Source organism: Acidovorax sacchari (genome assembly GCF_042847045.1).
Lineage (GTDB): Bacteria > Pseudomonadota > Gammaproteobacteria > Burkholderiales > Burkholderiaceae_C > Paracidovorax > Paracidovorax sacchari.
Map to the genome: position 1 here is coordinate 866,929 of NZ_AP035783.1, position 25,472 is coordinate 892,400.

The following is a 25,472-nucleotide window of genomic DNA, read 5'->3' on the forward strand; positions in this document are numbered from 1 at the left end:
GCGCGGCGGGGCGCGCAGCGCCGATGAGCGGAGGCCGCGTATGAGCACCCCCAGGACGGCCCTCGTGATGGCCGGCGGCACCGGCGGCCACATCTTCCCCGGCCTGGCCGTGGCCGAGGAACTGCGCGCGCGCGGCTGGAACGTGCACTGGCTGGGCACGCCCGGCAGCATGGAGTCCCGCATCGTGCCGCCGCAGGGCTTCGCCTTCGAGCCGATCGATTTCTCGGGCGTGCGAGGCAAGGGCCTGGCCACGCTGGCGCTGCTGCCGCTGCGTTTGCTGCGCGCGTTCTGGCAGGCGCTCGCGGTGGTGCGGCGCGTGCAGCCCGACGTGGTCGTGGGGCTGGGCGGCTACGTCACCTTCCCCGGCGGCATGATGGCCGTGCTCTGCGGCAAGCCGCTCGTGGTGCACGAGCAGAATTCCGTCGCCGGCCTGGTCAACAAGGTGCTGGCCGGCGTGGCCGACCGGGTCTTCACCGGCTTCCCCGGTGCGCTGCGCAAGGGCGCGTGGGTGGGCAACCCGCTGCGCACCGCGTTCACGCGCCAGGCCGATCCGCAGGCGCGCTTCGCGGGCCGCAGCGGCCCGCTGCGCCTGCTGGTCGTGGGCGGCAGCCTGGGCGCGAAGGCGCTCAACGACATCGTGCCGCAGGCGCTGGCCCTCATTCCCGCGGAGCGTCGCCCGGTGGTCACCCACCAGAGCGGCGCCACCCAGATCGATGCGCTGCGCGCGAACTACGCCGCCGCGGGCGTCGAGGCCACGCTCACCCCCTTCATCGACGACACCGCCACCGCGTTCGCCGAGGCCGACCTCATCGTCTGCCGCGCGGGCGCGAGCACGGTGACCGAGATCGCCGCCGTGGGCGCGGCGGCCGTCTTCGTGCCCTTCCCGCACGCGGTGGACGACCACCAGACGGCCAACGCCCGCTTCCTCGCCGACGCCGGCGGCGGATGGCTCGTGCAGCAGCGCGACCTCTCTGCCGAAGCGTTGGCGCAATTGCTACAAAATACGGAGCGCGAAGCGCTGTTGGAGCGCGCGCTGAAAGCCAAGACGATGCAGAAGATCCACGCCACCCGCGAGGTGGCGAACGCGTGCGAGGAGTTGACCGCATGAAGCACGCCATCCGCCACATCCATTTCGTGGGCCTCGGAGGCGCCGGCATGTGCGGCATCGCCGAAGTGCTGTTCAACCTGGGCTACGAGATCTCGGGCTCGGACCTGGCCGACAGCGCCACGCTGCGCCGCCTGGCCGCGCTGGGCATCGCCACCCACGTGGGCCATGCGGCAGCGCACATCGAGGGCGCCGACGCGGTGGTCACCTCCACCGCCGTGCAGGCCGACAACCCCGAAGTGCTGGCCGCGCGCGAGCGCAAGATCCCCGTGGTGCCGCGCGCCCTGATGCTGGCGGAGCTGATGCGCCTCAAGCGCGGCATCGCGATCGCCGGCACGCACGGCAAGACCACCACCACCAGCCTCGTGACCAGCGTGCTCGCGGAAGCCGGGCTGGACCCGACCTTCGTGATCGGCGGGCGCCTCAACAGCGCGGGCGCGAATGCCAAGCTGGGGCAGGGCGAGTACATCGTGGTCGAGGCCGACGAATCCGATGCATCGTTCCTCAACCTGCTGCCCGTGATGGCGGTGGTGACGAACATCGACGCCGACCACATGGAGACCTACGGCCACGATTTCGGCCGGCTGAAGTCGGCCTTCGTTGACTTCCTGCACCGCATGCCGTTCTACGGCACGGCCATCCTCTGCACCGACAACCCGGCCATCCGCGAGATCCTGCCCGACGTCACCTGCCCCGTTACGAGCTACGGCTTCTCCGAGGATGCGCAGGTGCGCGCGGTGGACGTGCGGGCCGATGCGGGCCGCATGCGCTTCCGCGTGCAGCGCCGCAACGGCGTCACGCTGCCCGACCTCGACGTGGTGCTGAACCTCGCGGGCGAGCACAACGTGCTCAACGCGCTGTCGGCGATCGCCGTGGCGGTGGAGCTGAACATCCCCGACGAGGCGCTGCTGCGCGCGCTCGCGCAGTTCAAGGGCGTGGGCCGGCGCTTCCAGCGCTACGGCGAACTGCCCGCGCAGGGCGGCGGCACTTTCACCCTGATCGAGGACTACGGCCACCATCCCGTGGAAATGACGGCCACGCTCGCCGCGGCGCGCGGCGCGTTCCCGGGTCGCCGTCTCGTGCTGGCCTTCCAGCCGCACCGCTACAGCCGCACGCGCGACTGCTTCGAGGACTTCGTGAAGGTGATGGGCAGCGCCGACGCCGTGCTGCTCACCGAGGTCTATGCGGCCGGCGAGGCGCCCATCGTGGCCGCCGACGGCCGCTCGCTCGCCCGGGCGGTGCGCGTGGCAGGGCAGGTGGAGCCGGTCTTCGTGGACGACATCGGCGAGCTGCCGCGGCGCATCGCGGACAACGCGCGCGGCGGCGACGTGGTGCTGTGCATGGGGGCCGGCTCGATCGGCGCCGTGCCCGCGAAGGTGGTGGAAATGCTGCGGGCCGAGGCGCCGGCGGTGCAGGAAGGACGGTGACGGCGGTGGGCCTGAAAGATTCCGAAATCGACGTGCGTGCCCTGGGCAAGGTCGCGGTCCTGATGGGCGGCGACTCCGCCGAGCGGGAGGTCTCGCTCATGTCCGGCGGCGGCGTGCTGCAGGCGCTGCGCGCGCGCGGCGTGGACGCGCACGCCTTCGACCCGTCGCAGTCCGACCTCTCGGAACTCAAGAGCCACGGCTACGCGCGCTGCTTCATCGCGCTGCACGGCCGGCATGGCGAGGACGGCACCGTGCAGGGCGCGCTGGAGCTGCTGGGCATTCCCTACACCGGCCCGGGCGTGATGGCGTCGTCCATCGCGATGGACAAGATCATGACCAAGCGCATCTGGCGCTTCGAGGGCCTGCCCACGCCGGACTGGCGGCTGGTATCGAGCGCCGCCGAGACCGCGCAGGCGCTCAAGGACCTGGGCTCGCCCATGATCGTCAAGCCCTCGCGCGAGGGCTCGACCATCGGGCTGACCAAGGTCACCTCGCCCGGCCAGTGCGAGCAGGCCTACCGCCTTGCCTCGCGCTACGACCCCGAAGTGCTGTGCGAGCAGTTCATCGACGGCGAGGAAACCACCTGCCCCGTGCTGGGGCAGGGCGCGGGCGCCCATGCGCTGCCGGTGATCCGCATCGTGGCGCCCGAGGGCAACTACGACTACCAGAACAAGTACTTCACCGACGTCACGCAGTACCACTGCCCCAGCGGCCTGCCCGGGCAGGAGGAGCGCGAGATCCAGCGCCTGGTGGTGGAGGCGTTCCGCACGCTGCAGTGCCGCGGCTGGGCCCGCGCCGACATCATGATCCGCGCGAGCGACCGCAAGCCCTTCCTGCTGGAGATCAACACCTCTCCCGGCATGACCGGCCATTCGCTGGTGCCCATGTCGGCGCGCGCCATGGGCGTGAGCTACGAGGAACTGTGCCTGCGCATCCTGGCGGGGGCGTCGCTCGACGCACGCCAGGGCCAGGTGGACGCCGCAGGACATCCGGGAGCCGCATGACCACGAACACGCTGCCCGCACCGCTGGACGTGAAGCTCATGAACTGGACCGCGACGGTCCTGTTCGTGGGCTGCGCCGCGGCCGTGCTGGTGGCCGCCGGCTCGTGGGCGCGGCACCACCCGATGTTCGCTATCGGGCGCATCGTGGTGCAGGGCGAGCTGGTCCACAACAACGCGGTGACGCTGCGCGCCAATGTCGGCCCGCACCTGGTGGGCAACTTCTTCACCATGGACCTGGCCGCCGTGCGCGAAGCCTTCGAGCAGGTGCCGTGGGTGCGCCGCGCGCTGGTGCGGCGCGAGTTCCCCAACGGCCTGCGCGTGGAACTGCAGGAGCACGACGCCTTCGCCTACTGGGGGCCGGAGGAGGGATCGACCCTGCTCAGCACCCGCGGCGAGGTTTTCGATGCCAGCGCCGACGACCTGGAAGACGACGAATTGCCCCGCCTGCAGGGCCCGCAGGGCCAGTCGGAAGCGGTGATGCGCATGTACCAGCGGCTCGCCCCGGTGGTGGAGCCCCTGGGCGCGCGCCTCGCGACGCTGGAGCTGTCCACGCGCGGCAGCTGGCGGGCGTCGCTGTCGGGCGGCGCGGCGCTGGAGCTGGGCGGCGGCGCGCCGGAAGACGTCGAGGCACGCACGCGGCGCTTCGTGCGCACCGTGGCGCGCGTGGCGGCCCAGTACGGGCGCCGGCCCGACGCGTTGGAATCCGCCGACCTGCGCCATCCCGACGGCTACGCGCTGCGGCTGCGCGGGGTGACCACCGTCGAGGGCGACGCACCGCGCGCCGTGCGGGCGGCCGTGCGCCGCACGCCTCCAAGGAATCGCTGACCCTTAGTCAGGACACACAAAGATATGGCACGAGAATACAAAGACGTGGTGGTGGGGCTGGACATCGGGACGGCCAAGGTGATGGCCGTGGTGGCCGAGGTGCTCCCCGGCGGCGACCTGAAACTGGCCGGCCTGGGCGTGGCCCCGAGCAACGGGCTCAAGCGCGGCGTGGTCGTCAACATCGACGCCACGGTGCAGAGCATCCAGCAGGCCCTGAAAGAGGCCGAGCTGATGGCCGACTGCAAGATCCAGCGCGTCTACACGGGCATCACCGGCAGCCACATCCGGGGCCTGAACTCCAGCGGCATGGTGGCCGTCAAGGACAAGGAAGTCACTCCCGCCGACGTGGCGCGCGTGGTCGAGACCGCCAAGGCCATCAACATCTCCTCCGACCAGCGCCTGCTGCTCGTGGAACCGCAGGAATTCGTGATCGACGGGCAGGACGTGCGCGAGCCCATCGGCATGAGCGGCATCCGGCTGGAGGCCAAGATCCACATCGTGACCGGCGCACAGAGCGCGGCCGAGAACATCATCAAGTGCGTGCGCCGCTGCGGCCTGGAGGTGGAGCAGCTCATGCTGAACCCGCTCGCCTCCAGCCAGGCGGTGCTGACCGACGACGAGCGCGAGCTCGGCGTGGCCGTGGTGGACGTGGGCGCGGGCACGACCGACGTGGCCATCTTCACGGGCGGGGCCATCCGCCACACCGCCGTGATCCCGATCGCCGGCGACCTCATCACCAGCGACATCGCCATGGCGCTGCGCACGCCCACCAAGGATGCCGAGGACATCAAGGTCGAGAGCGGCTACGCCAAGCAGCTCCTGGCCGATCCCGAGGCGCAGGTGGAGGTGCCGGGCCTGGGCGACCGCAGCCCCCGCATGCTGAGCAAGCAGGCGCTCGCCGGCGTGATCGAGCCGCGCGTGGAGGAGATCTTCTCGCTGGTGCAGCAGGTGATCCGCGAGTCGGGCTACGAGGAGGTGCTCTCCTCGGGCATCGTGCTCACGGGCGGCAGCGCCATCATGCCCGGCATGGTGGAACTGGGCGAGGACATCTTCCTCAAGCCCGTGCGCCGCGGCATTCCGAAGTATTCCAGCGCGTTGTCCGACATGGTGGCCCAGCCCCGTGCTGCTACCGTCATGGGTTTGCTCGAAGAGGCGCGGCAGGCACGCCTGCGCGGCTTCAAGGTGGCCCAGAAGAGCGGCTCGGTGAAGACGGCCTTCGGACGGTTCAAGGATTTCATCATCGGGAACTTCTGACATGCGAACCCCTCTGCAACGGCTTGTCCGCGAAAGTTCCCCGGCCCGTGGCCGCCTCCGATGGCGGGGCACGGGCCCTCCCGCGGCGTGCACCGGCACCCCCGCAGCACCGTTTTCCCATTCGTATGACCTACCGGCCGCAACGGCCAACCGCAAATCTCACGTGAAAGACCAGGACTAGGAGCACCAGCATGACCATCGAAATGATCGAAGCCGAAGAATTCAACCAGGGCACGCAGATCAAGGTGATCGGTGTCGGCGGCGGCGGCGGCAATGCCGTCGAGCACATGATCTCGCGCCAGGTGCAGGGCGTGGAGTTCGTGTGTGCCAATACCGATGCGCAGGCGCTCACCCGCAGCAGCGCGCACCGCGTCATCCAGCTGGGCCACAGCGGCCTGGGCGCCGGCAGCAAGCCCGAGAAGGCCCGCGAGGCCGCCGAGGCCGCGCAGGAAGACATCCGCCAGGCCATCCAGGGCGCGCACATGCTGTTCATCACCGCCGGCATGGGCGGCGGCACCGGCACCGGCGCCGCACCCGTGATCGCACGCGTGGCCAAGGAGATGGGCATCCTCACCGTGGGCGTGGTCACCAAGCCCTTCGACTGGGAGGGCGGCCGCCGCATGCAGAACGCCGACAACGGCCTGGCCGAGCTGGAAGCCAACGTCGATTCGCTGATCGTCGTGCTCAACGAGAAGCTGCTGGAAGTGCTGGGCGACGACATCACCCAGGACGAAGCCTTCGCGCACGCCAACGACGTGCTGAAGAACGCCGTGGGCGGCATCGCCGAGATCATCAACGAGTACGGCCACGTCAACGTGGACTTCGAGGACGTGCGCACCGTGATGGGCGAGCCCGGCAAGGCCATGATGGGCACGGCCACCGCCAGCGGTCCCGACCGCGCCCGCATCGCCGCCGAGCAGGCCGTGGCCTGCCCGCTGCTGGAAGGCATCGACCTCTCGGGCGCCAAGGGCGTGCTGGTGCTGGTCACGGCCGCCAAGGGCAGCCTCAAGCTGTCCGAGTCGCGCCTGGCGATGAGCACGATCAACGCCTACGCCTCGCCCGATGCGCACGTCATCTACGGCGCCGCCTATGACGACAGCCTGGGCGACGACATCCGCGTCACCGTCGTGGCGACCGGCCTGTCGCGCGCCAACGCGCGCCGCCAGCCGATCTCCGTGGTGCAGGGCGGCCTGCGCACCGGCACCGACAACATCGCCTACCAGATGCCCATCGCAGGTGCCGCCGTGGGCGCGGCCGGTGGCCTGGTGGGTGGTGCTGCATCGCAGGCCGACTACGGCAACATGTCGGTGCCCAGCGTCTGGCGCACCAACCGCACGCAGGCCGCGGCCCGCGTGGATGCGCTGTCCTCGGGCGGCATGGACGACCTGGAGATCCCCGCCTTCCTGCGCAAGCAGGCGGACTGATTGGCTCCCCCCTGAGTCGCCGGTGGCCCGGCAAAGCCGGTTCCACGGCGTCTGCCGGCATGGCCTGCTCCGCGGCCTTCTGACGGGTGAGGTCGTGAATGATTCACGGCCGTGACCCTGAATCATGGATTTCCGCACTCTCTGGCCGCCCCGCTTCCGCAAGGAGCAGGGCGGCTTTTTGTTTCCGTTGTGACGCATGGGCTATGGATGGCATAGCCATCTGTGCGGGCAGGGACGGGTGCCGCCACCTAAAATTGCGGGATGCTCCAGCAACGCACGATCAAGACCCTCACCCGCGCCGTCGGCGTGGGCCTGCACAGTGGCCAGCGGGTCGAGCTCACGTTGCGTCCGGCCGCGCCGGACACGGGCATCGTGTTCCGCCGCATCGACCTGCCCGAACCCGTGGACATCCCGATCCGCGCCGAGTCGGTGGTCGATACCCGCATGGCCTCCACCATCGGCGTGGGCGGTGCCAAGGTGCATACGGTCGAGCACCTCATGTCGGCCTGCGCGGGCCTGGGGTTGGACAACCTCTACATCGACATCACGGCCGAGGAGGTGCCCATCCTCGACGGCTCGTCGGCCTCCTTCGTGTTCCTGCTGCAGAGCGCCGGCGTGGTGCTGCAGAACGCGCCCAAGAAGTTCATCCGCGTCACGCGGCCCGTGGAAGTGCGCGAGGGCGAGGGCCAGCAGCTCAAGTGGGCGCGGCTGGAGCCCTACCACGGCTACAAGCTGCGCTTCGAGATCGACTTCGCCCACCCGGCCGTGGATTCCACCGGCCAGAGCGTGGAGTTCGACCTCGGCGCGGGCAACTACACGCGCGACATCGCGCGCGCGCGCACCTTCGGATTCACGAAGGACGTGGAGATGATGCGCGCGAGCGGCCTCGCGCTGGGCGGCGGGCTCGACAACGCCATCGTCATGGACGATTACAAGGTGCTCAATGCCGACGGCCTGCGCTACGACGACGAGTTCGTGAAGCACAAGATCCTCGACGCCATCGGCGATCTGTACATCGTCGGCCATCCGCTGCTGGCGGCCTACAGCGCGTTCCGCTCGGGCCACGCGATGAACAACCGTCTGCTGCGCGAACTGCTGGCCCAGGAGGATGCGTGGGAGATCGCCACGTTCGAGAGCGAACGGCAGGCACCCTCCGGGTTCGCCGCGCCCGTGCAGGCCTGGTGAGGCCGCGCCGCCATGCTGCTGTTCCGCGGTCTGTTCTTTTTCCTGCTGCTGCTGGCGGTGGTGTCGTTCGTGTTCTATGTGGCCACCGGGCAGCCGCGCTACAAGCGCTTCGGCATCGTGATCGTCAAGTGGACGGTGCTCTCGGCCTTCGCCTTCTTCGCGGTGCTGGCGCTCGAGCGCTTCCTCTGATGTCCGCTGGCGTGCCCCGCCGTGGGGTGACACGGCCGGGCATCGCTCCTATACTCGCGCCTGCTCCGGGGTGCACGTAGAGACTCGAAAGGTTTCTGGGCGTGCTGAGACGGCGGACCTGACCGCCGGAACCGCGAACTTGATCTGGTTAGTACCAGCGTAAGAAGAGCTGCAGCCGGGATTCCCGCACCTGCAGGCGGATGCCTTCCGGGGCATCCGCCTGGCCGCCACGCGCCATCCCCCTTTCATGGGGAAGGTCCGCGCAGCGGGCGCCTCCATCCGGGGCCGGTACGGCGCACCTGGCCCCATGCGGAGCACATTTCCATCCACCCGAGGAGATTGCCCGCCATGAACGCCCCCGACAAGTTCGCCCAGCTGCTCTCGCTGACCCGCGAACCCTTCCCCGCCTCCACCAAGAACTACCTCATCGGCAGCCGCCCCGATGTGCGCGTCCCCGTGCGCGACATCGCGCTCACCAATGGCGAGCAGGTCAGCGTCTACGACACGTCCGGCCCCTACACCGACCCGGCTGCCGGGATCGACGTGCGCCGGGGCCTGCCCGGCGTGCGCGGCGCGTGGATCGAGGGCCGCGGCGACACCGAGCGCTACGAAGGCCGCCAGCGGGTGGCTCTGGACGACGGCAGCCGGTCCGAGGACGCCGCCCGCCTGGCCGCGCTGCGCGCCGAGGCCGCCGCCCTGCAGCGCACGCCCCTGCGCGCCAGGAGCGGTGCCAACCACACCGGCAATGTCACGCAGATGCACTATGCGAAGAAGGGCATCGTCACGCCCGAGATGGAGTACGTCGCCCTGCGCGAGAACGGCCGCCGCGAATGGATGGCGCAGTACCAGCAGGACGCCGCCCGCGAGCAGCGCCTGACCGGCAACCCGATGGGCGCGAGCATCCCGAAGATCATCACGCCCGAATTCGTGCGCGACGAAGTGGCGCGCGGCCGCGCGATCATCCCGGCCAACATCAACCACCCCGAGGTCGAACCCATGGCCATCGGGCGCAACTTCAAGGTCAAGATCAACGCCAACATCGGCAACTCGGCCGTCACCTCCAGCATCGAGGAAGAGGTGGAAAAGCTGGTCTGGGCGATCCGCTGGGGCGCGGACAACGTGATGGACCTCTCCACGGGCAGGAACATCCACACCACGCGCGACTGGATCGTGCGCAACAGCCCCGTGCCCATCGGCACCGTGCCCATCTACCAGGCGCTGGAGAAGGTGGGCGGCATCGCCGAAGACCTGACCTGGGAGATCTTCCGCGACACGCTCATCGAGCAGGCCGAGCAGGGCGTGGACTACTTCACCATCCATGCGGGCGTGCGGCTGGCCTTCATCCACCTGACGGCCCAGCGGCGCACGGGCATCGTCTCGCGCGGCGGCTCCATCATGGCCAAGTGGTGCATGGCGCACCACCGCGAGAGTTTCCTCTATGAGCACTTCGAGGACATCTGCGACATCATGAAGCAGTACGACGTCAGCTTCAGCCTGGGCGACGGCCTGCGGCCCGGCTGCGCGTCCGATGCGAACGACGAGGCGCAGTTCGCCGAACTGCGCACGCTGGGCGAACTCACGCAGACCGCCTGGAAGCACGACGTGCAGACCATGATCGAGGGCCCCGGCCACGTGCCCATGCACATGATCCAGGCCAACATGACCGAGCAGCTCAAGACCTGCCACGAGGCTCCGTTCTACACGCTCGGGCCGCTGACCATCGACATCGCCCCCGGCTACGACCACATCGCCAGCGCCATCGGCGCGGCCATGATCGGCTGGATGGGCACGGCCATGCTCTGCTACGTGACGCCCAAGGAGCACCTGGGCCTGCCCAACCGCGACGACGTGAAGCAGGGGATCATCGCGTACAAGATCGCGGCCCATGCGGCCGACGTGGCCAAGGGCCATCCAGGAGCCCGCGCGCGCGACGACGCGCTCAGCCAGGCGCGCTTCGACTTCCGCTGGCAGGACCAGTTCAACCTGGGCCTGGACCCGGAAACCGCGCAGCAGTACCACGACGAGACCCTGCCCAAGGACTCGGCCAAGGTGGCGCACTTCTGCTCGATGTGCGGCCCGAAGTTCTGCTCGATGAAGATCACGCAGGAAGTGCGCGACTTCGCGGCCCGGGGCATGCAGGAAAAGGCCCAGGAGTTCCGCGGCACGGGCGGGGAGCTGTACGTGCCGATCCAGCCGGTGTGATGCCGTCTGCCCGGGCCGGTCGGGACGGTTCAGCCCGCCGTGGCCAGCAGGCGCTGCGGGCGCGGGAGTTGCAGCGCGCTGCGTGCCGGCGGCGCGGCCAGGGCCGGCTCCTGCGCGGGCAGCACGAACTGGCTCACGAGCTGGGCCAGGTCGTGGGTCTGCAGGCGCAGGCTTTCGGTGGCGGCGGCCGATTCCTCCACCAGCGCGGCGTTCTGCTGGGTCATCTCGTCGAGCCGCGTCATGGCGGCGTGGATGGCGGCGATGTCCTCGTTCTGCGATTGCGCATGGCTGCGGATCTCGCCCATCGTACGGGCCGTGTCCTCGACGGTCGAGACCACGCGGCGCATGGTCTGGCCGGCCTGCCGGGCCAGGCCGGCGCCGTCCTGCACCTGCTGCACCGAGGACTGGATGAGGCCCTTGATTTCGCGCGCGGCTTCGGCCGAGCGGTTGGCCAGGCTGCGCACCTCGGCCGCCACCACCGCGAAGCCGCGGCCCTGCTCGCCGGCCCGCGCAGATTCCACCGCCGCGTTCAGCGCCAGGATATTGGTCTGGAAGGCGATGGAGTCGATCACGCCGGTGATGTCCGCGATGCGGCGCGAACTGGCTGCGATCTGTTCCATGGTCTGTTCCACCTGGCCCACCACCCCGCTGCCTTCGCGCGCGACCTGGGCCGCCTCGGTCGCCAGGGCTTCGGTGCGCTGCGCCGAGTCCGCGGCGCCGGCCACGCGGAGGGTGACATGCTCCAGCGCCGCCGCGGTCTCCTGCAGCCGCGCGGCGGTTTCCTCCGTGCGGCTGGACAGCTCGGCATTGCCGCCGGCGATCTCCGACGAGGCCGAGCGGATCGCCTGGCCCAGGGACTGCATCCGGCGAACAAGCCCGCGCAGCGCCGCCTGCATCACGGCAAGCGATTCGAGCATGTGGCCGGCCTCGTCGCGCCCGTGGCCCTGGATCTCCTGGCGCAGGTCCAGTCCGGCCACGCGGTCCGCCGTGGCGCCGGCCTGGGCGATCGGCCGGGTGATGCTGCGCACCAGCCACAGCGCCAGCAGCGTGCCGGCCGCCAGCGACAGCACGCCGAACGCCAGCAGCGCCCAGCGGCCCGCGGCGCCCAGCCCGGCCACCTCGTCCGCGCCGGCGTCGATGGCCTGGCGCTGCGACTGCGACAGGCCGTCCAGCGAGGCGAGCAGGCGCGTGGCCGCGGGCACGAAGCGTTCGCCGTACACCTTGCGGATGCGTTCCGTGAGGCCGGAATCCCGTGCCGCGATCAACTCGGCACAGGCCTGGCTGAAATCCCGGCCCGCCGAGCGCACCGCCACGATCCGTTCCGCGTCCTCCGTGCCCTGCAGGCGCTCCGCGAGCTGTGCCAGGAGGCTGTCGTACTGCCGCTGGGTGCGTGCGATGTCGGCCCCCAGGATGTCGCCCACCTCGGGTTCGGAGCTGAGGGCCACGGCCTTGTAGCGCTCCGCATTGATGGCCTGCAGCCGGTGCGCGTCGGCCACCAGCCGTTCCGTGGCGACCCGGCGGTCCACCATGGCGCTGGCAGACGCGCCGATGCGTTGCAGCGCGACAACGCCGATGGCCGAACCGATGCCGTTGAGTGCCAGCACGGCAAGAAAGGCGCCCAGCAGCCGCCGCCCGAGCGCGCCGCGGCGGGCAGGCCGGTCCGGCAGCGCATGGGGCGGGAGGGAAGGCTGGGCGGAGTCGGGAGTGTGGGAGGAGGGAGTCACGCAGGAGACCTGGCAGTGCAGGGAAAGGAGACGGGGCATGCCCGGATTCGGATACTCTGCACCAAGGTTGTGACAGTTTGTTTATATCGCTTGCGACTCGGTCACGCGGCAGGTAACTGCGCCAGTCGTGCTTACCCTGGCGGTGCCACTGTCGTGCCGCCCTATAGTGGGCGCCCCTGCGGCCCACGAGGCGGCAATGGGTGGGCGCGGTTATTGCATGCGCCTTTGTAACGTTTTGTAGAGGATGTCATGAATACTCTGGGACGCCTGTCGATCCGCGCGCGCCTTTACTTCGGCACGATTTTTTCCCTGGTGCTGCTCGTCGTCATCGGAGGGCTGGGATACCTCGCCCTCGACCGCACGCGCGACACGCTGCAGGTGCTCTTTTCCCAGCGGGTGCAGACCCTGACCGACATGGCGGACCTGCGCACGACGCTGGGCACGCTGCGCCGTACCGAGAAGGACATCATCCTCAACTTCAACAACTCGGTCGAGGTGGCTTCCCAGCGCGAAGCCTGGGGCAAGACCCTGGCCGCGCTGCGCAAGAGCCTCACGGCCGTGCGGCAGGTGCAGGCGGGCGACGCGGCCTTCGTGGGCTCCATCGACAAGGCGCTGGCCGAGATCCAGCAGTACGAGGCCGGCATCTCCCCGATCTTCGAGCAGATCGAGCGGGCCCAGCTCGACGGGGCCGGCGGTGCCGCCTATGCCGACCGCCTGAAGGGCCACATGGAGGCCACCGACCAGATCCTCGCGAGCCTGGCCCAGAGCGCACGCGAGAACATGGAGGAAGCGCGGCAGGGGGTGGAGGCGCGCACCGCCACCATGTCCGCGGTGATCGGCGGCGGGCTGGTGCTGGGGCTGGCGGTGCTGATCCCGCTCACCTTCTTCAGCGTGCGCTCCATCACCAGCTCCCTGGCGCAGGCCCGGTTCCTGGCCGAACGCATCGCCAGCGGGGACCTGTCGCATGAAGTCCGGCCCGCCCAGATGGACGAGGTCGGCCAGCTCGTCGTGGCCATGGGCCGCATGCAGGATGCATTGCGCGGACTGGTGCGGCAGGTGCAGGAAGCATCGGGCAACATCTCGACGGCCAGCACGGAGATCGCCTCGGGCAACCACGACCTGAGCCAGCGCACCGAGCAGACCGCCGCCAACCTGGAGGAGACGGCCTCGTCCATGGAAATGCTCGCCGGCACGGTGCAGCAGAGCACCCAGTCCGCACGCCAGGCCAGCGACTTCGCGTCCACCGCGGCCCAGGTGGCGGCCAGGGGCGGCAGCGTGGTCTCGCAGGTCGTGGAGACCATGGGCCAGATCACCGACAGCTCGCGCAAGATCGCCGACATCACCGGCGTGATCGATTCCATCGCCTTCCAGACCAACATCCTGGCGCTGAATGCCGCCGTCGAGGCGGCCCGCGCGGGCGAGCAGGGCCGCGGCTTCGCGGTGGTCGCGGCCGAGGTGCGCACGCTGGCCCAGCGCTCGGCCTCGGCGGCCAAGGAGATCAAGGAGCTCATCGGCTCCTCGGTGGAGCGCGTGGAAAGCGGCTCCCGGCTCGTGAGCCAGGCCGGCACGACGATGACCGAGATCGTGGACAGCGTGCGCCGCGTCTCCGAAATGATCTCGGAGATCACCGCCTCGTCGGCCGAGCAGAGCGACAACATCGGGCAGATCAGCCAGTCCGTGAGCCAGCTCGACCAGATGACCCAGCAGAACGCCGCGCTGGTCGAACAGTCCACGGCCGCATCGGAGTCGCTGCGCGATCAGGCCGTGCAGCTGATCGGTGCCGTGCGCCGCTTCCGCCTCGACGATGACGACGGCGCTGTCGTTGATACCGCCCTGCAGGCACCGCCGCCGCCGCCCGGCAGCGCGCCCCTGGTGCCCCGGTCCCAGGCCGCCGCCCTGCCCGAACCCGTGCGTGGTCCGGTGGCCGGCTTCGTGCGCCACGAACCCGCCGCCTGACCAGGGCCTCCCGACCGGACCGGGGTTGCGGTTTTCCCCGGCCGGGGCGGGCCGGTCATGGTGGTAGGCTGCGGCTTTTGCCCCGCAGCAACGAGCCATGATCCGTACCGACTCCTCTTGCGCCGATGCATCCGGTTCCGGCGCGCTGAACCACTTCCGTTCCGCCGGCCTGGCGCTGTTCCTCGGCCTGTCCTCCCTGGGCGCTCAGGCGCAGCCCTACGACGGCATCCCGGGCCGCGAGTACGAGCACGGGCCCGGACACCGCAAGGGCGGCCCGGGCCATGGCCCCCATGGGCACCATGCCGGCCCGCGCCATGCACCGCCGCCCCCGCCGCAATGGCACCATGCCGGTCCGCGCCACCATCCCGGCCCTCCGCCGCATGCCCGCGCCCATGGCCGCCGTGGTGCAGGCCCGCACCACGACTGGTACCGCGGCAGCCGCGTGCCGCCGATGTACCGGTCGCACCACTACGTGGTGCAGGACTGGCGCATGCACCACCTGGCGCCCCCGCCGCGCGGCTACCACTGGGTGCAGAACGGCCCCGACTACCTGCTGATCTCGGTCGGTTCCGGCGTCGTCGCGCAGATCGTCTTCCGGTAGCCGGAGGGCATCAGAGCGTCCGTCCGCCCCGGTACATGGCGTGCTGGCGGCGGTTGAGTGTCGTGGCTTCCGCCAGCCTGCCCATCGCCGCGCCGGCATGGGCGTGGGTGATGGCCAGGCCGAGCGCGTCGGCGGCGTCGCTGCCCGGCAGGCCGGGCAGCTGCAGCAGCCGGCGCACCATCTCCTGCACCTGGGATTTGGCCGCGCGGCCATGGCCCACCACGGCCTTCTTCATCTGCAGCGCGGTGTATTCGGCCACGGGCAGCCGGCTGGCCACCAGGGCGGTCACGCAGGCACCCCGCGCCTGCCCGAGCAGCAGGGTGGACTGGGGGTTCACGTTCACGAAGACGATCTCGACCGTGGCCACGTCGGGCTGGTAGCGGGCGGCCACTTCGGTGATTCCGTCGAACAGGATCTTCAGGCGGCCCGGCAGGTCGCCCAGGGCGGCGCCCGTGGTGCGGATGGTGCCGCTGGCCACGTAGCTCAGGTGGTGGCCGTCCACATCCACCACGCCGAAGCCGGTGGTCTGCAGGCCGGGGTCGATGCCCAGGATTCTCATGGGGGTGCCGTTCACAGGCCGAAGTACCAGCGGGCCGAATGGAAGAACACGGGGCCCGCGAAGCACAGCGCGTCCACGCGGTCCAGCAGGCCGCCCGCCCCGGTGGTGGACTGGCCCTGCAGGCCCCAGCTGGTCACGCCGCGGTCGCGCTTGAGCGCCTTCATCACGAGGTGGCCGAGCGTGCCGGCCAGGCAGGCCAGCAGCGCCATGCCCAGCGCCTGCCCCACCTTGAAGGGGGTGATGAACGACAGCGCCACGCCCGCCAGGCCGCCCACCGCGACGCCGACGATCCAGCTCAGCCACTGGAAGCTCTGGCTCACCAGCGGGGCGACGGGGCGGTGCGGGAAGCGCCGGCCCAGCAGGTGCTGCGCGATGACGCTGGTCTGCACCACGGCCACGAGGAAGAAGACCAGGAAGGCGCCGCGCCCCTCGTAGTTGGGAAAATCGAGCAGCAGCAGCGCGGGCACGTGGCTCATGCCGTACACGCAGACCATGATGCCCCACTGCAGCTTGGCGTTGCGCTCCAGAAAGCGTTCCGGGTCGTTGGCCAGCGCGCTCGCCACCGGCAGCGCGAGGAAGACATAGACCGGAATGAACACCGTCAGCAGGTCGAACTTGCGCATTCCCACGATGGCGAACTGCAGCGGCAGCACGACGAAGAACGCCAGCGCGAGGCTGCGGTGGTCGCCCCGCCGCGTGGGCGAGAGCGTGATGAACTCGCGCAGCGCCAGGAAGGCGACGATGGCGAACAGCACCGTGGCGACGGCATCGCCCAGGGCCCAGCCCACCCAGAACACCGTCGCCATGATCCAGGAGGTCTTCAGCAGGCTCCAGAAGCGGCGCCATTCCTGCTGGTGCACCTCGTGCGCGGCCTGGTCTTCCGGGCCGGGCCCGCGCGCCTCGCGCAGCGTCTGGAAGAAGGCATAGAGGGTGACCAGCGACAGCAGGCCGAACATGGCCACGAACAGCGCGCCGATCTGCTGCGTGGTGGTGAGGTGGCGGAGGGTGTCCAGCATGTCTCACACCTCCCGCAGGGCGATCACCGCGCGCCGGGCGCGGTCGAGGAAGGCGCGCCGCTCTTCGCCCGCACCCAGTTCGATGGGGGCGCCGAAGGTCACCGAGCACAGGATGGGCACGGGCACCACCTCGCCCTTGGGCATCACCCGCTGCACGTTGTGGATCCAGGCCGGCACCAGCACCACCTGCGGGAACATCTGCGCGAGGCGGTAGAGCCCGGACTTGAAGGGCTGGGGCTCGTCCCCGTGGCCGCGCGTGCCCTCGGGGAAGATCACGATGGAATCCCCGCTCTCCAGGGCGTGCACCAGCGGCGCGAGCGGATCGTCAGCGGGCAGCGCGGCGCGCAGGGCTTCAGGGGCCGGCCGCACGGGCGGCGCCGGATCGGCGGTCGGGGCGGCTGGCCCGGCCAGCGCGGGCGCGGGCTGCGCCAGGAATCCCTCGAGCGTGCCCTGGGCGGACGGCGGGAGGGGCACGGAAGGCTCCGGCCGGGCGGGCGGTGCAGGCTCCGCGGAGGCCGGCAGGGGCGCTCCGGCCGTCGCCTGCATGTCGGGCTGGGGTGGCGCCTCCGGCGCAGGGCGCTGGCCGGGCGTGCCTGAAACCCGGTCCACATACACCGCATTGAAGACGGCCGTGGTCAGCCATTGCCGGAACGGGCTCCTGGTCCAGTAGTCCCGGGCGGCGATGGGCCGGGTGATGCTGCGCAGTTCCTGGGGCAGGGCGGCCCAGATCATCACCAGGTCGGCATGGCTCTGGTGGTTGGCGAAATAGATGCGCTGCTCGGCCTTGGGCGGACAGCCGTACCACCGGGCCTGCGAGCCGGTCAGCAGGCGCACCAGTCCGAGCAGGAAAAGGCTCATCAACTTGGACAGCATGGCCCGGATCATACGGGGGCACTTCCTGTTCCAGCCCGGCGCCATGCCGTGTCTGCCCTCGGGGCAATCCCGCAGGCCGGGAAGGGCCATGAATTGCGGAATGGGGATAAATCGTTCCACTCTTCGGAATCCGGAAAGTTCGCCTCCTATTCGGCGAATATGGCTTCTAGACTCTGCTCATGCGAATCAAAAAATGATTTTGGTATCGTATTGATCAAATTTATCAAGAGGGAACTTTGTACATGCCGTCCAACATTCTGCTGTCACGCCGCACCGCTCTCGCCCTGGGCCTGGGGAGCGCGGCCCTGCCCTGGCTCGCCCATGCGCAGGGGCCGCAGGGCGCGGCCAGCGGCGGCGATTTTCCTTCCCGGCCGATCCGGCTGGTGGTGCCCTTCGCGCCGGCAGGATCGACGGACATCCTCGCGCGGCTGCTCTCCAAGCAGCTCTTCCCCCACAGCGGCCAGCCCATCGTGGTGGAGAACGTCGCCGGCGCGGGCGGCAACCTGGGGGCCGCCGTGGTGGCGCGCGCACCAGCCGACGGCTACACCCTCGAGATCGGCGCGATGTCCACCCACGCGATGAACGGCAGCCTCTACCGGCAACTGCCGTTCGATCCCATGAACGATTTCGACACCGTCGCCATGCTGGCCTACGCGATCAACGTGATCGCGGTGTCCGCCAGCATGCCGGTGCACACCTTCCCCGAACTGCTCGCCTACATCCGCGCCAACCCCGGAAAGATCAACTACGCCTCCGGGGGCATCGGCACGCACAACCACCTCACCCTGGCCCTGCTGGCCAAGACCGCGGGCCTGGACATCGTGCACGTACCCTACAAGGGGGGCGGCCCCGCCGTGGCGGCCCTGGTGCAGGGAGAGTGCCAGATGTTCGCGGGCGGCGCCTCGCTGCTGCTGCCCCATGCGCAGGCCGGGAAGATCCGCCTCATCGCGGTGACCGAGAAGAACCGCACCGACCTGCTGCCCGGCATACCGAGCGTGTCCGAGACGCTCAAGGGCTTCGAAGTGACCAACTGGTATGGCGTGTTCGCTCCGCGCGGCCTCGAGCCGGCGCGCCGCGCGCAGCTCAACGAAGAGATCAACCGCGTCACCGCGCTGCCCGAGATCGCCGAGCGATTCCGGGGCCTGGGCATGGTGCGCTCCCCCCTGTCGCCGCTGCAGCTGCGCGCCGTGCTCCAGGCGGACCACGATCTCTGGTCCCGCACCATCCAATCCCTCCGCATCGCACCCGAATGACCTCCTCTGCCCCCGCTCCCCTTCCGCCCGAAGCGGCTGCCGTCCTGCACAGCGTCGACTGGAGCGCGCTGGAATGGGTGCCCGTGCGCCGCGGCATCGAACGCAAGGCGTTCGGCAGCGGCAACGTGACCCTGGCGCTGCACCGCCTGATGCCCGGGCACGAGCCCCGGCCGCACCAGCACCCTAACGAGCAGGTGATGTACATCCTGGCGGGGCAGATGGACGTGCATGTGGACGGGCAGGTGGTCCGGCTGGGGCCCGGGGGGCTGCTGCTCATTCCTCCCCATGCGCTGCACTACGGCGTGGTGGTGGGCGACGAGCCCGTGCTCAACCTGGATGTGTTCACGCCCGCGCGGCCGGAATACCTCGCATGACCGGCATCGCCCCCTCCCTGCCTTCCGCGCCGTCTCCGGCGGCACGGCTGCGCAGCCGCATCCTGGCGCGCGACCGCCTGATGGCGACCTTCGTCAAGACGACCTCGCACCAGACGGTGGAGGTGCTGGCCGCCACCGGGCTCGATACGCTCGTGCTCGACGCCGAGCACGCGCCGTTCGGCCCGGAGAGCCTGGACCGCAGCCTGCTCGCCGCACATGCCTGCGCGCTGCCGGTCCTGGTGCGCGTGCCCTATCCGCGCCCCTCGGCCATCCAGCAGGCGCTGGACCTCGGCGCGGGCGGGGTGATGGTGCCGCACGTGGACGATGCCCGCATCGCCGAAGAGGTGGTGCGTGCCGCGCGCTACGGCCAGGGCGGAGCCAGGGGGTTCAGCAATTCCTCGCGCGCCGGGGGCTACGGCACCCGCGGCATGGCCGAGCACCTGCGTGCCAGCGATGCGCACACCTCGGTCATCGTGCAGATCGAAAGCGCCCGTGCCGTGGCCGAGGCGGCCGCCATCGCCGCCGTGCCGGGCGTGGATTGCCTCTTCGTCGGCCCGGCCGACCTTGCCGTGTCCCTGGGGGCCCAGGGCCTGGACGATCCGCGCGTGGCCGCCGCGGTCGCGGCCGTGAGCGCTGCCGGGCTGGCCCAGGGGCGCGCGGTGGGCTGCTTCGTGCCCGATGTGCACGCCATCCCTCCGCTGGCCGCGCAGGGCATGTCGTTTTTCGTGGTGGGTTCCGACCAGGCCCTGCTGTGCCGGGCGGCGCGGCAGGTGCTGGCCGAGGCGACCGAGGCCGAGACGGCCTGAGGGCCATCCCGGAGACCTGCCCATGAACCGCCGTCCTTCCTTTTCTCCAGCGCGCGTGACCGGGGGCCCGCGCGCGATCGCGTACCCCGAATGTCCCCCGCATTCGCCGGCCTTCCATTTCCACAGAGAGAACAACCCATGAGTACCGAAGTCCGCTCCGTGCAACGTGCGCTGCTGATCCTGCGCGTCATGAACGAGCGCTCCACCTGGAGCTTGCAGGAACTGCACCAGCGCACGGGCCTCGCCAAATCCACGCTGCACCGCCTGCTGGGCACGCTGGAGCACGAGAAATACGTGCGCAGCGATCCCCATGCCTACGGGCAGTACCAGCTGACGCTGGCCGTGAGCAACCTCAGCAGCGGCGTGAACGAGAAACTGCGCCTGGCCGAGCTCGCCGCGCCGCTGATGATCACCGCCACGCGGCAGATCAAGTGGCCGCTGTCGCTCGCCGTGATCGACGGGCACCAGATGCGCGTGGTCTTCTGCACCATGCCCTACAGCCCCTATGCCATCCGCCCCTCCAGCCTGGGCCGGCGCTACGACCTGATCCCCTCGGCGCTGGGCCGCGCCTACCTCGCATACTGCACCCGCGCCGAGCGCCGCATCCTCGTGGAGGCCGCCAACACCCATGGCGAGCCGCACCAGAAGATCACCGACATGTGGGCGCTGCGCCGGATCGTGCGGGAAACGCGCCGCCAGGGCTATGCCATCCGCTATGCGCGCAACAACTCCGAGAGCACGGCTTTCGCGGTGCCGGTGTTCGGCGGGGGCGTGCTGCGCGGCGCGCTGGTGTATTCCACCTTCGCGAGCCAGATGGACGACCGCATGCTCAAGCGTTTCCTCTCGCTCGTGCAGTCCACCGCATCGCGCATCGGCGAGGAAGCCGCGCAGTCGTCGCAGCCCTCCGGCATGCCGATGCCGCCGCAGACGGCTGGCGTCCTGGCTGCACCGCAGCCGGTGGCGTATGCGGGTGCCGTGTCGAACGCGCACCCCGTGGCGGCCTGAGAGCCCTAGGGCAGCTCCGCGCTGGCCATCCGGCCCAGGATCACGCGCGTGCGGCCCGACAGGTACGCCGAACCCGGGTTCTTCTCGAATCGCTTGGGCGCGGGCAGCATGACGGCGAGGCGTGCCGCCTCCGCGGCACTCAGCTGCGACGCGCTCTTGCGGAAGTAGAGCTGCGCTGCCGCCTCGGCGCCGAACACGCCTTCGCCCCATTCCACGCTGTTGAGGTAGATCTCCAGGATGCGCTCCTTGGAGAGCCACTGCTCCAGCGCCAGCGTCAACACGAACTCCTGGCCCTTGCGCAGCAGGTTGCGCTCGCCGGAGAGCAGCAGGTTCTTGGCGAGTTGCTGCGTGATGGTGGAGCCGCCCCGGATGCGCGCCGGGCGCACCGCCCGCCCGGGCTGTGCATCCTGCAGCCGGGCGGCCTGGGCCTCGGCGCGGGCGTTGCGCTCCCAGGCCTTCTCGATCGCATTCCAGTCCACGCCGTCGTGGCTGGCGAAGCCGTCGTCCTCCGATGCGATCACCGCGCGCTTGAGCGTGTCCGCGATGCGGCCATAGGGCACCCATTCCTGGCGCCAGCGCAGCCCGTTGCCGCCGGCCACCTGGGCCCAGGCCTCGGAGCGCTGGAAGCTGGTGGACTGCGGGTCGATGGCCGCCATCGCGGCGATGCGCAGCACGAAGAACACCTGCAGGCCCACGCCGGCCAGCAGCACGCAGCCGATCCAGCGCAGCAGGCCCCTCATAGCTGCGCGCGCAGTTCCTGCAGCACCTGCGCGGCCGGGGGGCGCACGCCGCGCCAGACGGCGAACGCCTCGGCGGCCTGTTCCACCAGCATGCCCAGCCCGTCGCGCGGCACCGCGCCGTGGGCGCGTGCCCAATCCATGAAACCCTGCGCGGCGGGGCCGTACATCATGTCGTAGGCCAGGGTGCCCTCGCGCAGCACCGTGTCCGGCACGGGCACCTCGCCGCCGGCCAGGCTGCTGGCCGTGGCATTGATGACCACATCGAAGCCGGTGCCGGGCTGGCCGAGCGGCCGCGCCTCGAGCGCCACCTGCCGGCTGGCCGCCAGGTCCGCATGCGCCTGCACCAGGGCCTGCGCGCGCGCTTCGGTACGGTTCACCACGGCGATCCGCCGGGGGGCCTGGTCCAGCAGCGGGGCGAGCACGCCCGCCGCCGCGCCCCCGGCACCCACGAGCAGCACGTCGCGGCCCGCGAGCGCCACGCCCGCATTGCCGACGATGTCGGCCACCAGGCCCAGGCCATCGGTATTCTCGGCATGCACCGTGCCGTCGGCCCGGAAGCTCAGGGTGTTGGCCGCCCCCGCGCGCCGCACGCGGTCGCTGGCGTGGGTGGCGAGCCGGGCCGCGTCGTGCTTGAACGGCACCGTCACGTTGCAGCCCGCCCCGCCGGCCGCCGCGAAATCGGCGAGCGCCCGGGCGAAGCCGTCGAGCGGCACCAGCCGCCGCGTGTAGGCGATCCGCTGGCCGGTGAGTTCGGCGAAGCGCGCATGGATCCACGGTGAGCGGCTGTGCTCCACGGGGTGGCCCATCACGCAGTACACGTCCGGGGCGGATATCGTCGTCATGGCGGCAGGAGAGGGAAGTCGTCGGGCAGGCGGGCGGTGTGCGTCAGCGCACGCTGGTCTCCAGCGTCTGCTCGCGCGTGAACTTGAACCGCGACACCACGGCGATCTGGTCGGCCTTGGCGCGCATCGCGGGGCTGAAGGTGCCGAAGGGGCCGGACGCGCGCACGATGGCCTGCGCGCGCTGGTCCAGCAGGCGGTTGCCCGAACCCTGGACGATCTCGGTGTCGAGCACCTGGCCGTCGTGGTTCACGGTCACGATCATGGTCAGCTCGCCGTAGAGCTTCCGGCCGGCCTGCTCGGGGAAGCTCTCCGTGCCCTTGTCCTCGATCTTGCGGCGCAGCGCGTCGTAATAGACCGCATAGACCTCCTCGCGGGTCGCCGGGCTGATGTAGCGCTTCTTCGGGCGGGAGTTCTCTTCGTTGATGCGCTTCTCGATCTCGGCAAGCAGCTTCAGCAGCTGGCGGCGCCGCTCCTCCTGCTGCACGCGGTCCGTGTTCGGGCTCTGGTCGCGCGGATCGGGCGGGGGCATGGTCGCCAGCTGCTTGCGCAACTGCGCCAGCAACTGGGCCTGCTGCTCCTGCATGGCGTCGAGCTTGCGCTGCGCCTCCTCGAAATCCTCGCCCACCTGCGTGATGGCGGAGTAGGGCAGGGGGCTGGTCGCCCGGCCCTTGTCCGCGTCGCCGCCGCCCGCCAGCGAGGATTGCGCGATCGCCTGGGCCTTCTCGGGGCGTTCATTGGACTTGGCATTCACCAGGATCACCTCCAGCGGCGTGTCCTGGAAGACCCGGTTGAAGCCTTCCGGGTCGATGAAGCGCGCCGACAGCAGCACGGCGTGCACGGCCACCGAGAAGGCGAGCGCGATCTGCAGCGTGCTGAAGCGTTGGAGAAGGGCGGGAAGTCTCACGGCGGCCGATTATGCGGGCTGGAGCGGCGTGGCCAGCGGCGTTCAGGACGCTGCGGGCTGTGCGTTCGTTCCCTCGGCCTCGTTGACGTCCACCGCGATGGCGATCGGGCCGGCCACGGCTTCCTCGTCGTCGCCCTCGGGCTCGCCGGCGATGGCGTCGTCCCCCGGATCGGCCGGATCGTCCAGGCGCTCGACCACCGTGCCGTTCACATCCAGCGTGATGTCGTCGATCTCGCCCAGCTTCACGCGCACGCGCGCCCCGCGGGGCAGCGCCTGGGCGCCCAGCACGGGCAGCACCAGCGGCAGCTCGTCCGCGCGCACCAGGTAGCTGCCGCCGCCACCGTCCTTGATCACGCTGGCATCGATTTCGGCGATGCCGTTCTGGCGCAGGTACTGCAGCGTCCAGAAGCGCTCCATGCCGGCCTGGTAGCCGTTGTAGGCGCTGTAGGCCGCGTCGAAGCTGCTGATGATGGAGAACAGGTCCGCATCCTTGGGCTTGAACGGCGCCGCGAGCGCGGCCGTCTTGCCGTGGCGCACGCAGGCGATGATCTGCCACTGGTTCACCAGATCGACGTAGCGGCGCAGCGGCGAGGTCGCCCAGGCATAGCTTTTCACGCCGATGCCCGCGTGGGGCAGGGCCTTGGTGCCCATGCGCACCTTCATGCCGGGCGCGAGGCTCGCCTGGCTGCGGTAGATGCCGGGCACGCCATGGTCGGCCAGCAGGCCGCCCCAGGTGCTGTTGGCCACGATGGCGGCCTCCGCCACGATCAGGTCCAGCGGCGCGCCGCGGCGGCGCGTGGTGATCGAGACGGTCTCGGCGCCGGTCGGCTCTCCGCCCTCGGGCACGCCCGCAAGGCGGAAGTTGTAGTCGGGCCGGTTGAAGGTCTCGGGCTTGCCGCGCACCACCTCGCGCTGCGCCTTGAGCTTGCGCGCCAGGCGGTGGAGGAACGACAGTTCGGCCCGGCGCTCTTGCAGCGCGGCGGGCGTGCCCTCCACCTCCACGGACGGGTCCTGCAGCCACTCCTCGGTGACGATGTGGTCCAGCCGGTCGTGGCGCAGGTTCACTGCCACGGGCACGCGTTCGAGCTTCGTCTCCGAGCCGGTGATCTCCAGCGTGGCCTCGTCGATGGACACGTAGAGCGAAACCGCCGGGTTCGCGCGGCCTTCGTCCAGCGTGTAGATCTGCACCACTTCGTCCGGCAGCATGGTGATCTTGTAGCCCGGCATGTAGACGGTGGACAGCCGTTGCCGGCCGAGCTGGTCGAGCGGTGAGCCCGGCACGATCGCCAGCCCGGGCGCGGCGATGTGGATGCCCAGCACCACCGTGCCGGTGCCCAGGCCCTGCACCGAGAGCGCGTCGTCGATCTCGGTGGTCTGCGAGTCGTCGATCGAATAGGCCTGCACGGGCGCCAGCGGCAGGTCGGCCGGCGGCTGGGGCGCCGTGAGCGACGGAAAGCCCGTGCCCTTGGGGAAGTTGTCGAACAGGAAGCGCTTCCAGTGGAACTGGTAGGGCGAATCGATGGCACCCGCCTGCTGCAGCAGGTCGAGCGGCGCCTTGTGCGTGGCGCGGCTGGCTTCCACCACCGCCTTGTACTCGGGCGCGTTCTTGTCGGGCCGGAACAGGATCCTGTAGAGCTGCTCGCGGATCGGCTGCGGGCATTCGCCGCGGCCCAGCTGCTCCGCCCAGGCTGCGATCTGCTCCTGGACCAGGCGCTTCTTCTCGATGCCGGCCAGCGCCTGCTGCAGGATCTCGGCCGGCGCCTTCTTGAAACGGCCCTTGCCGGCGCGTCGGAAGTAGTGCGGTGCCTCGTAGAGCGCGAACAGCGCGCCCGCCTGCTGGGCCAGCGTGGCGTTCTCGGAGAAATAGTCGCGGGCGAGGTCGGCGAAGCCGAATTCCTCTTCCGGGGCGAACTCCCAGGCCAGGGGCAGCTCGATGGTCGCGGCCAGGGCCTGGCCCTCGCGCAGCAGGTCGGCCGGGGCCGGCTTCTCGAACTTCAGCAGGATGTGGGCGGCCTTCACCTTCACCCGCTTGCCCGATTCGAGCTCGATCTGGGCCGAGCTTTCCGCTTCGGACAGGATGCGGCCGGCCAGGAACTTGCCGGCTTCTTCAAACAGTGCGTGCATGGCGGGATTGTCCCATGGGCCGCGCACCCGGCCGGCCCGGCGCGGCAGGAGCCGCCGGGCGCCCTATGATCTGGCGCTCGC

At 70.3% G+C, this 25,472-nt stretch carries 23 protein-coding genes and 1 riboswitch; of the genes, 15 read left to right on the forward strand and 8 right to left on the reverse strand.

The window, feature by feature from the left end:
* Positions 1–40: 40 nt before the first annotated feature.
* The 9 genes from murG (at position 41) to thiC (ending at position 10,614) form a co-directional block, all read left to right on the forward strand.
* A complete protein-coding gene (gene murG / locus ACGHC0_RS03955) occupies positions 41–1,108 on the forward strand; it encodes an undecaprenyldiphospho-muramoylpentapeptide beta-N-acetylglucosaminyltransferase (RefSeq protein WP_415267493.1) in 1,068 nt (355 codons plus the stop codon).
* Positions 1,105–2,532 (forward strand): UDP-N-acetylmuramate--L-alanine ligase, encoded by a 1,428-nt coding sequence (gene murC / locus ACGHC0_RS03960; protein ID WP_368354079.1) that lies wholly within the window; start codon positions 1,105–1,107, stop codon positions 2,530–2,532. Before murG ends, murC begins: the two co-directional genes overlap by 4 nt.
* Complete coding sequence (locus ACGHC0_RS03965) at positions 2,529–3,536, forward strand: D-alanine--D-alanine ligase (RefSeq protein ID WP_415267494.1); 1,008 nt, start codon at positions 2,529–2,531, stop codon at positions 3,534–3,536. Before murC ends, ACGHC0_RS03965 begins: the two co-directional genes overlap by 4 nt.
* Positions 3,533–4,360: a cell division protein FtsQ/DivIB gene (locus tag ACGHC0_RS03970; RefSeq protein WP_415267495.1), complete on the forward strand. Its 828-nt coding sequence runs from the start codon at positions 3,533–3,535 to the stop codon at positions 4,358–4,360. The genes ACGHC0_RS03965 and ACGHC0_RS03970 overlap by 4 nt, the downstream gene beginning before the upstream one ends.
* A gap of 24 nt (positions 4,361–4,384) precedes the next feature.
* Complete coding sequence (gene ftsA, locus ACGHC0_RS03975; RefSeq protein ID WP_011793983.1) at positions 4,385–5,614, forward strand: cell division protein FtsA; 1,230 nt, start codon at positions 4,385–4,387, stop codon at positions 5,612–5,614.
* Between the two features lie 191 nt (positions 5,615–5,805).
* Complete coding sequence (gene ftsZ / locus ACGHC0_RS03980) at positions 5,806–7,038, forward strand: cell division protein FtsZ (protein WP_208910396.1); 1,233 nt, start codon at positions 5,806–5,808, stop codon at positions 7,036–7,038.
* 261 nt (positions 7,039–7,299) lie between these two features.
* Complete coding sequence (lpxC, locus tag ACGHC0_RS03985) at positions 7,300–8,223, forward strand: UDP-3-O-acyl-N-acetylglucosamine deacetylase (RefSeq protein WP_368354081.1); 924 nt, start codon at positions 7,300–7,302, stop codon at positions 8,221–8,223.
* A gap of 12 nt (positions 8,224–8,235) precedes the next feature.
* Positions 8,236–8,412: a hypothetical protein gene (locus tag ACGHC0_RS03990; protein ID WP_013593233.1), complete on the forward strand. Its 177-nt coding sequence runs from the start codon at positions 8,236–8,238 to the stop codon at positions 8,410–8,412.
* Positions 8,413–8,468: 56 nt separating this feature from the next.
* Positions 8,469–8,595: riboswitch (TPP riboswitch) on the forward strand.
* A 165-nt stretch (positions 8,596–8,760) separates the two neighbouring features.
* Positions 8,761–10,614: a phosphomethylpyrimidine synthase ThiC gene (gene thiC / locus ACGHC0_RS03995; protein WP_415267496.1), complete on the forward strand. Its 1,854-nt coding sequence runs from the start codon at positions 8,761–8,763 to the stop codon at positions 10,612–10,614.
* A gap of 29 nt (positions 10,615–10,643) precedes the next feature.
* Here the strand turns inward: thiC and ACGHC0_RS04000 are convergent, their stop codons facing one another.
* Entirely contained in the window at positions 10,644–12,377 is a 1,734-nt protein-coding gene (locus tag ACGHC0_RS04000; RefSeq protein WP_415267497.1) for a methyl-accepting chemotaxis protein, read from the reverse strand.
* Between the two features lie 210 nt (positions 12,378–12,587).
* Between ACGHC0_RS04000 and ACGHC0_RS04005 the strand changes: the two genes are divergently transcribed.
* The gene (locus tag ACGHC0_RS04005) at positions 12,588–14,294 is read left to right on the forward strand and encodes a methyl-accepting chemotaxis protein (RefSeq protein WP_368354084.1); all 1,707 of its coding nucleotides are present in this window, start codon (positions 12,588–12,590) and stop codon (positions 14,292–14,294) included.
* 97 nt (positions 14,295–14,391) lie between these two features.
* A complete protein-coding gene (locus ACGHC0_RS04010) occupies positions 14,392–14,895 on the forward strand; it encodes an RcnB family protein (protein WP_128098849.1) in 504 nt (167 codons plus the stop codon).
* Positions 14,896–14,905: 10 nt separating this feature from the next.
* Here ACGHC0_RS04010 and ruvC read toward each other — a convergent pair whose 3' ends face one another.
* Genes ruvC through ACGHC0_RS04025 form a run of 3 tightly spaced genes read right to left on the reverse strand, consistent with a single transcriptional unit; the run spans position 14,906 to position 17,343 of the window.
* Positions 14,906–15,454: a crossover junction endodeoxyribonuclease RuvC gene (gene ruvC, locus ACGHC0_RS04015; protein WP_128098848.1), complete on the reverse strand. Its 549-nt coding sequence runs from the start codon at positions 15,452–15,454 to the stop codon at positions 14,906–14,908.
* Between the two features lie 11 nt (positions 15,455–15,465).
* Positions 15,466–16,470 (reverse strand): phosphatidate cytidylyltransferase, encoded by a 1,005-nt coding sequence (locus ACGHC0_RS04020; protein ID WP_288492464.1) that lies wholly within the window; start codon positions 16,468–16,470, stop codon positions 15,466–15,468.
* A 3-nt stretch (positions 16,471–16,473) separates the two neighbouring features.
* Positions 16,474–17,343, reverse strand: a complete 870-nt coding sequence (locus ACGHC0_RS04025; protein ID WP_415267498.1) for a lysophospholipid acyltransferase family protein — start codon at positions 17,341–17,343, stop codon at positions 16,474–16,476.
* Between the two features lie 242 nt (positions 17,344–17,585).
* Here ACGHC0_RS04025 and ACGHC0_RS04030 point away from each other — a divergent pair, with 242 nt between their 5' ends.
* From ACGHC0_RS04030 to ACGHC0_RS04045, 4 genes are all read left to right on the forward strand, one after another.
* Positions 17,586–18,596, forward strand: coding sequence for a Bug family tripartite tricarboxylate transporter substrate binding protein (locus ACGHC0_RS04030; RefSeq protein WP_368354087.1), 1,011 nt, complete (start codon positions 17,586–17,588; stop codon positions 18,594–18,596).
* The gene (locus tag ACGHC0_RS04035) at positions 18,593–18,970 is read left to right on the forward strand and encodes a cupin domain-containing protein (protein ID WP_011793995.1); all 378 of its coding nucleotides are present in this window, start codon (positions 18,593–18,595) and stop codon (positions 18,968–18,970) included. Before ACGHC0_RS04030 ends, ACGHC0_RS04035 begins: the two co-directional genes overlap by 4 nt.
* Positions 18,967–19,776 carry an HpcH/HpaI aldolase family protein gene (locus tag ACGHC0_RS04040; protein WP_368354088.1) on the forward strand — a complete coding sequence of 270 codons (810 nt, stop codon included), beginning with the start codon at positions 18,967–18,969 and terminating at the stop codon, positions 19,774–19,776. Before ACGHC0_RS04035 ends, ACGHC0_RS04040 begins: the two co-directional genes overlap by 4 nt.
* Positions 19,777–19,914: 138 nt before the next feature.
* Positions 19,915–20,781 (forward strand): IclR family transcriptional regulator domain-containing protein, encoded by an 867-nt coding sequence (locus ACGHC0_RS04045; protein ID WP_019700890.1) that lies wholly within the window; start codon positions 19,915–19,917, stop codon positions 20,779–20,781.
* Between the two features lie 5 nt (positions 20,782–20,786).
* On the opposite strand, the gene mtgA is transcribed toward ACGHC0_RS04045, so the two are convergent.
* The 4 genes from mtgA to ACGHC0_RS04065 are packed head-to-tail and all read right to left on the reverse strand — an operon-like array spanning position 20,787 to position 25,391.
* Positions 20,787–21,521, reverse strand: coding sequence for a monofunctional biosynthetic peptidoglycan transglycosylase (gene mtgA, locus ACGHC0_RS04050; protein WP_415267499.1), 735 nt, complete (start codon positions 21,519–21,521; stop codon positions 20,787–20,789).
* Entirely contained in the window at positions 21,518–22,363 is an 846-nt protein-coding gene (gene aroE / locus ACGHC0_RS04055; protein ID WP_415267500.1) for a shikimate dehydrogenase, read from the reverse strand. The genes mtgA and aroE overlap by 4 nt, the downstream gene beginning before the upstream one ends.
* A gap of 43 nt (positions 22,364–22,406) precedes the next feature.
* The gene (locus ACGHC0_RS04060) at positions 22,407–23,267 is read right to left on the reverse strand and encodes an energy transducer TonB (protein ID WP_368354092.1); all 861 of its coding nucleotides are present in this window, start codon (positions 23,265–23,267) and stop codon (positions 22,407–22,409) included.
* A gap of 42 nt (positions 23,268–23,309) precedes the next feature.
* The gene (locus ACGHC0_RS04065) at positions 23,310–25,391 is read right to left on the reverse strand and encodes a ribonuclease catalytic domain-containing protein (RefSeq protein WP_415267501.1); all 2,082 of its coding nucleotides are present in this window, start codon (positions 25,389–25,391) and stop codon (positions 23,310–23,312) included.
* Positions 25,392–25,472 lie beyond the last annotated feature (81 nt).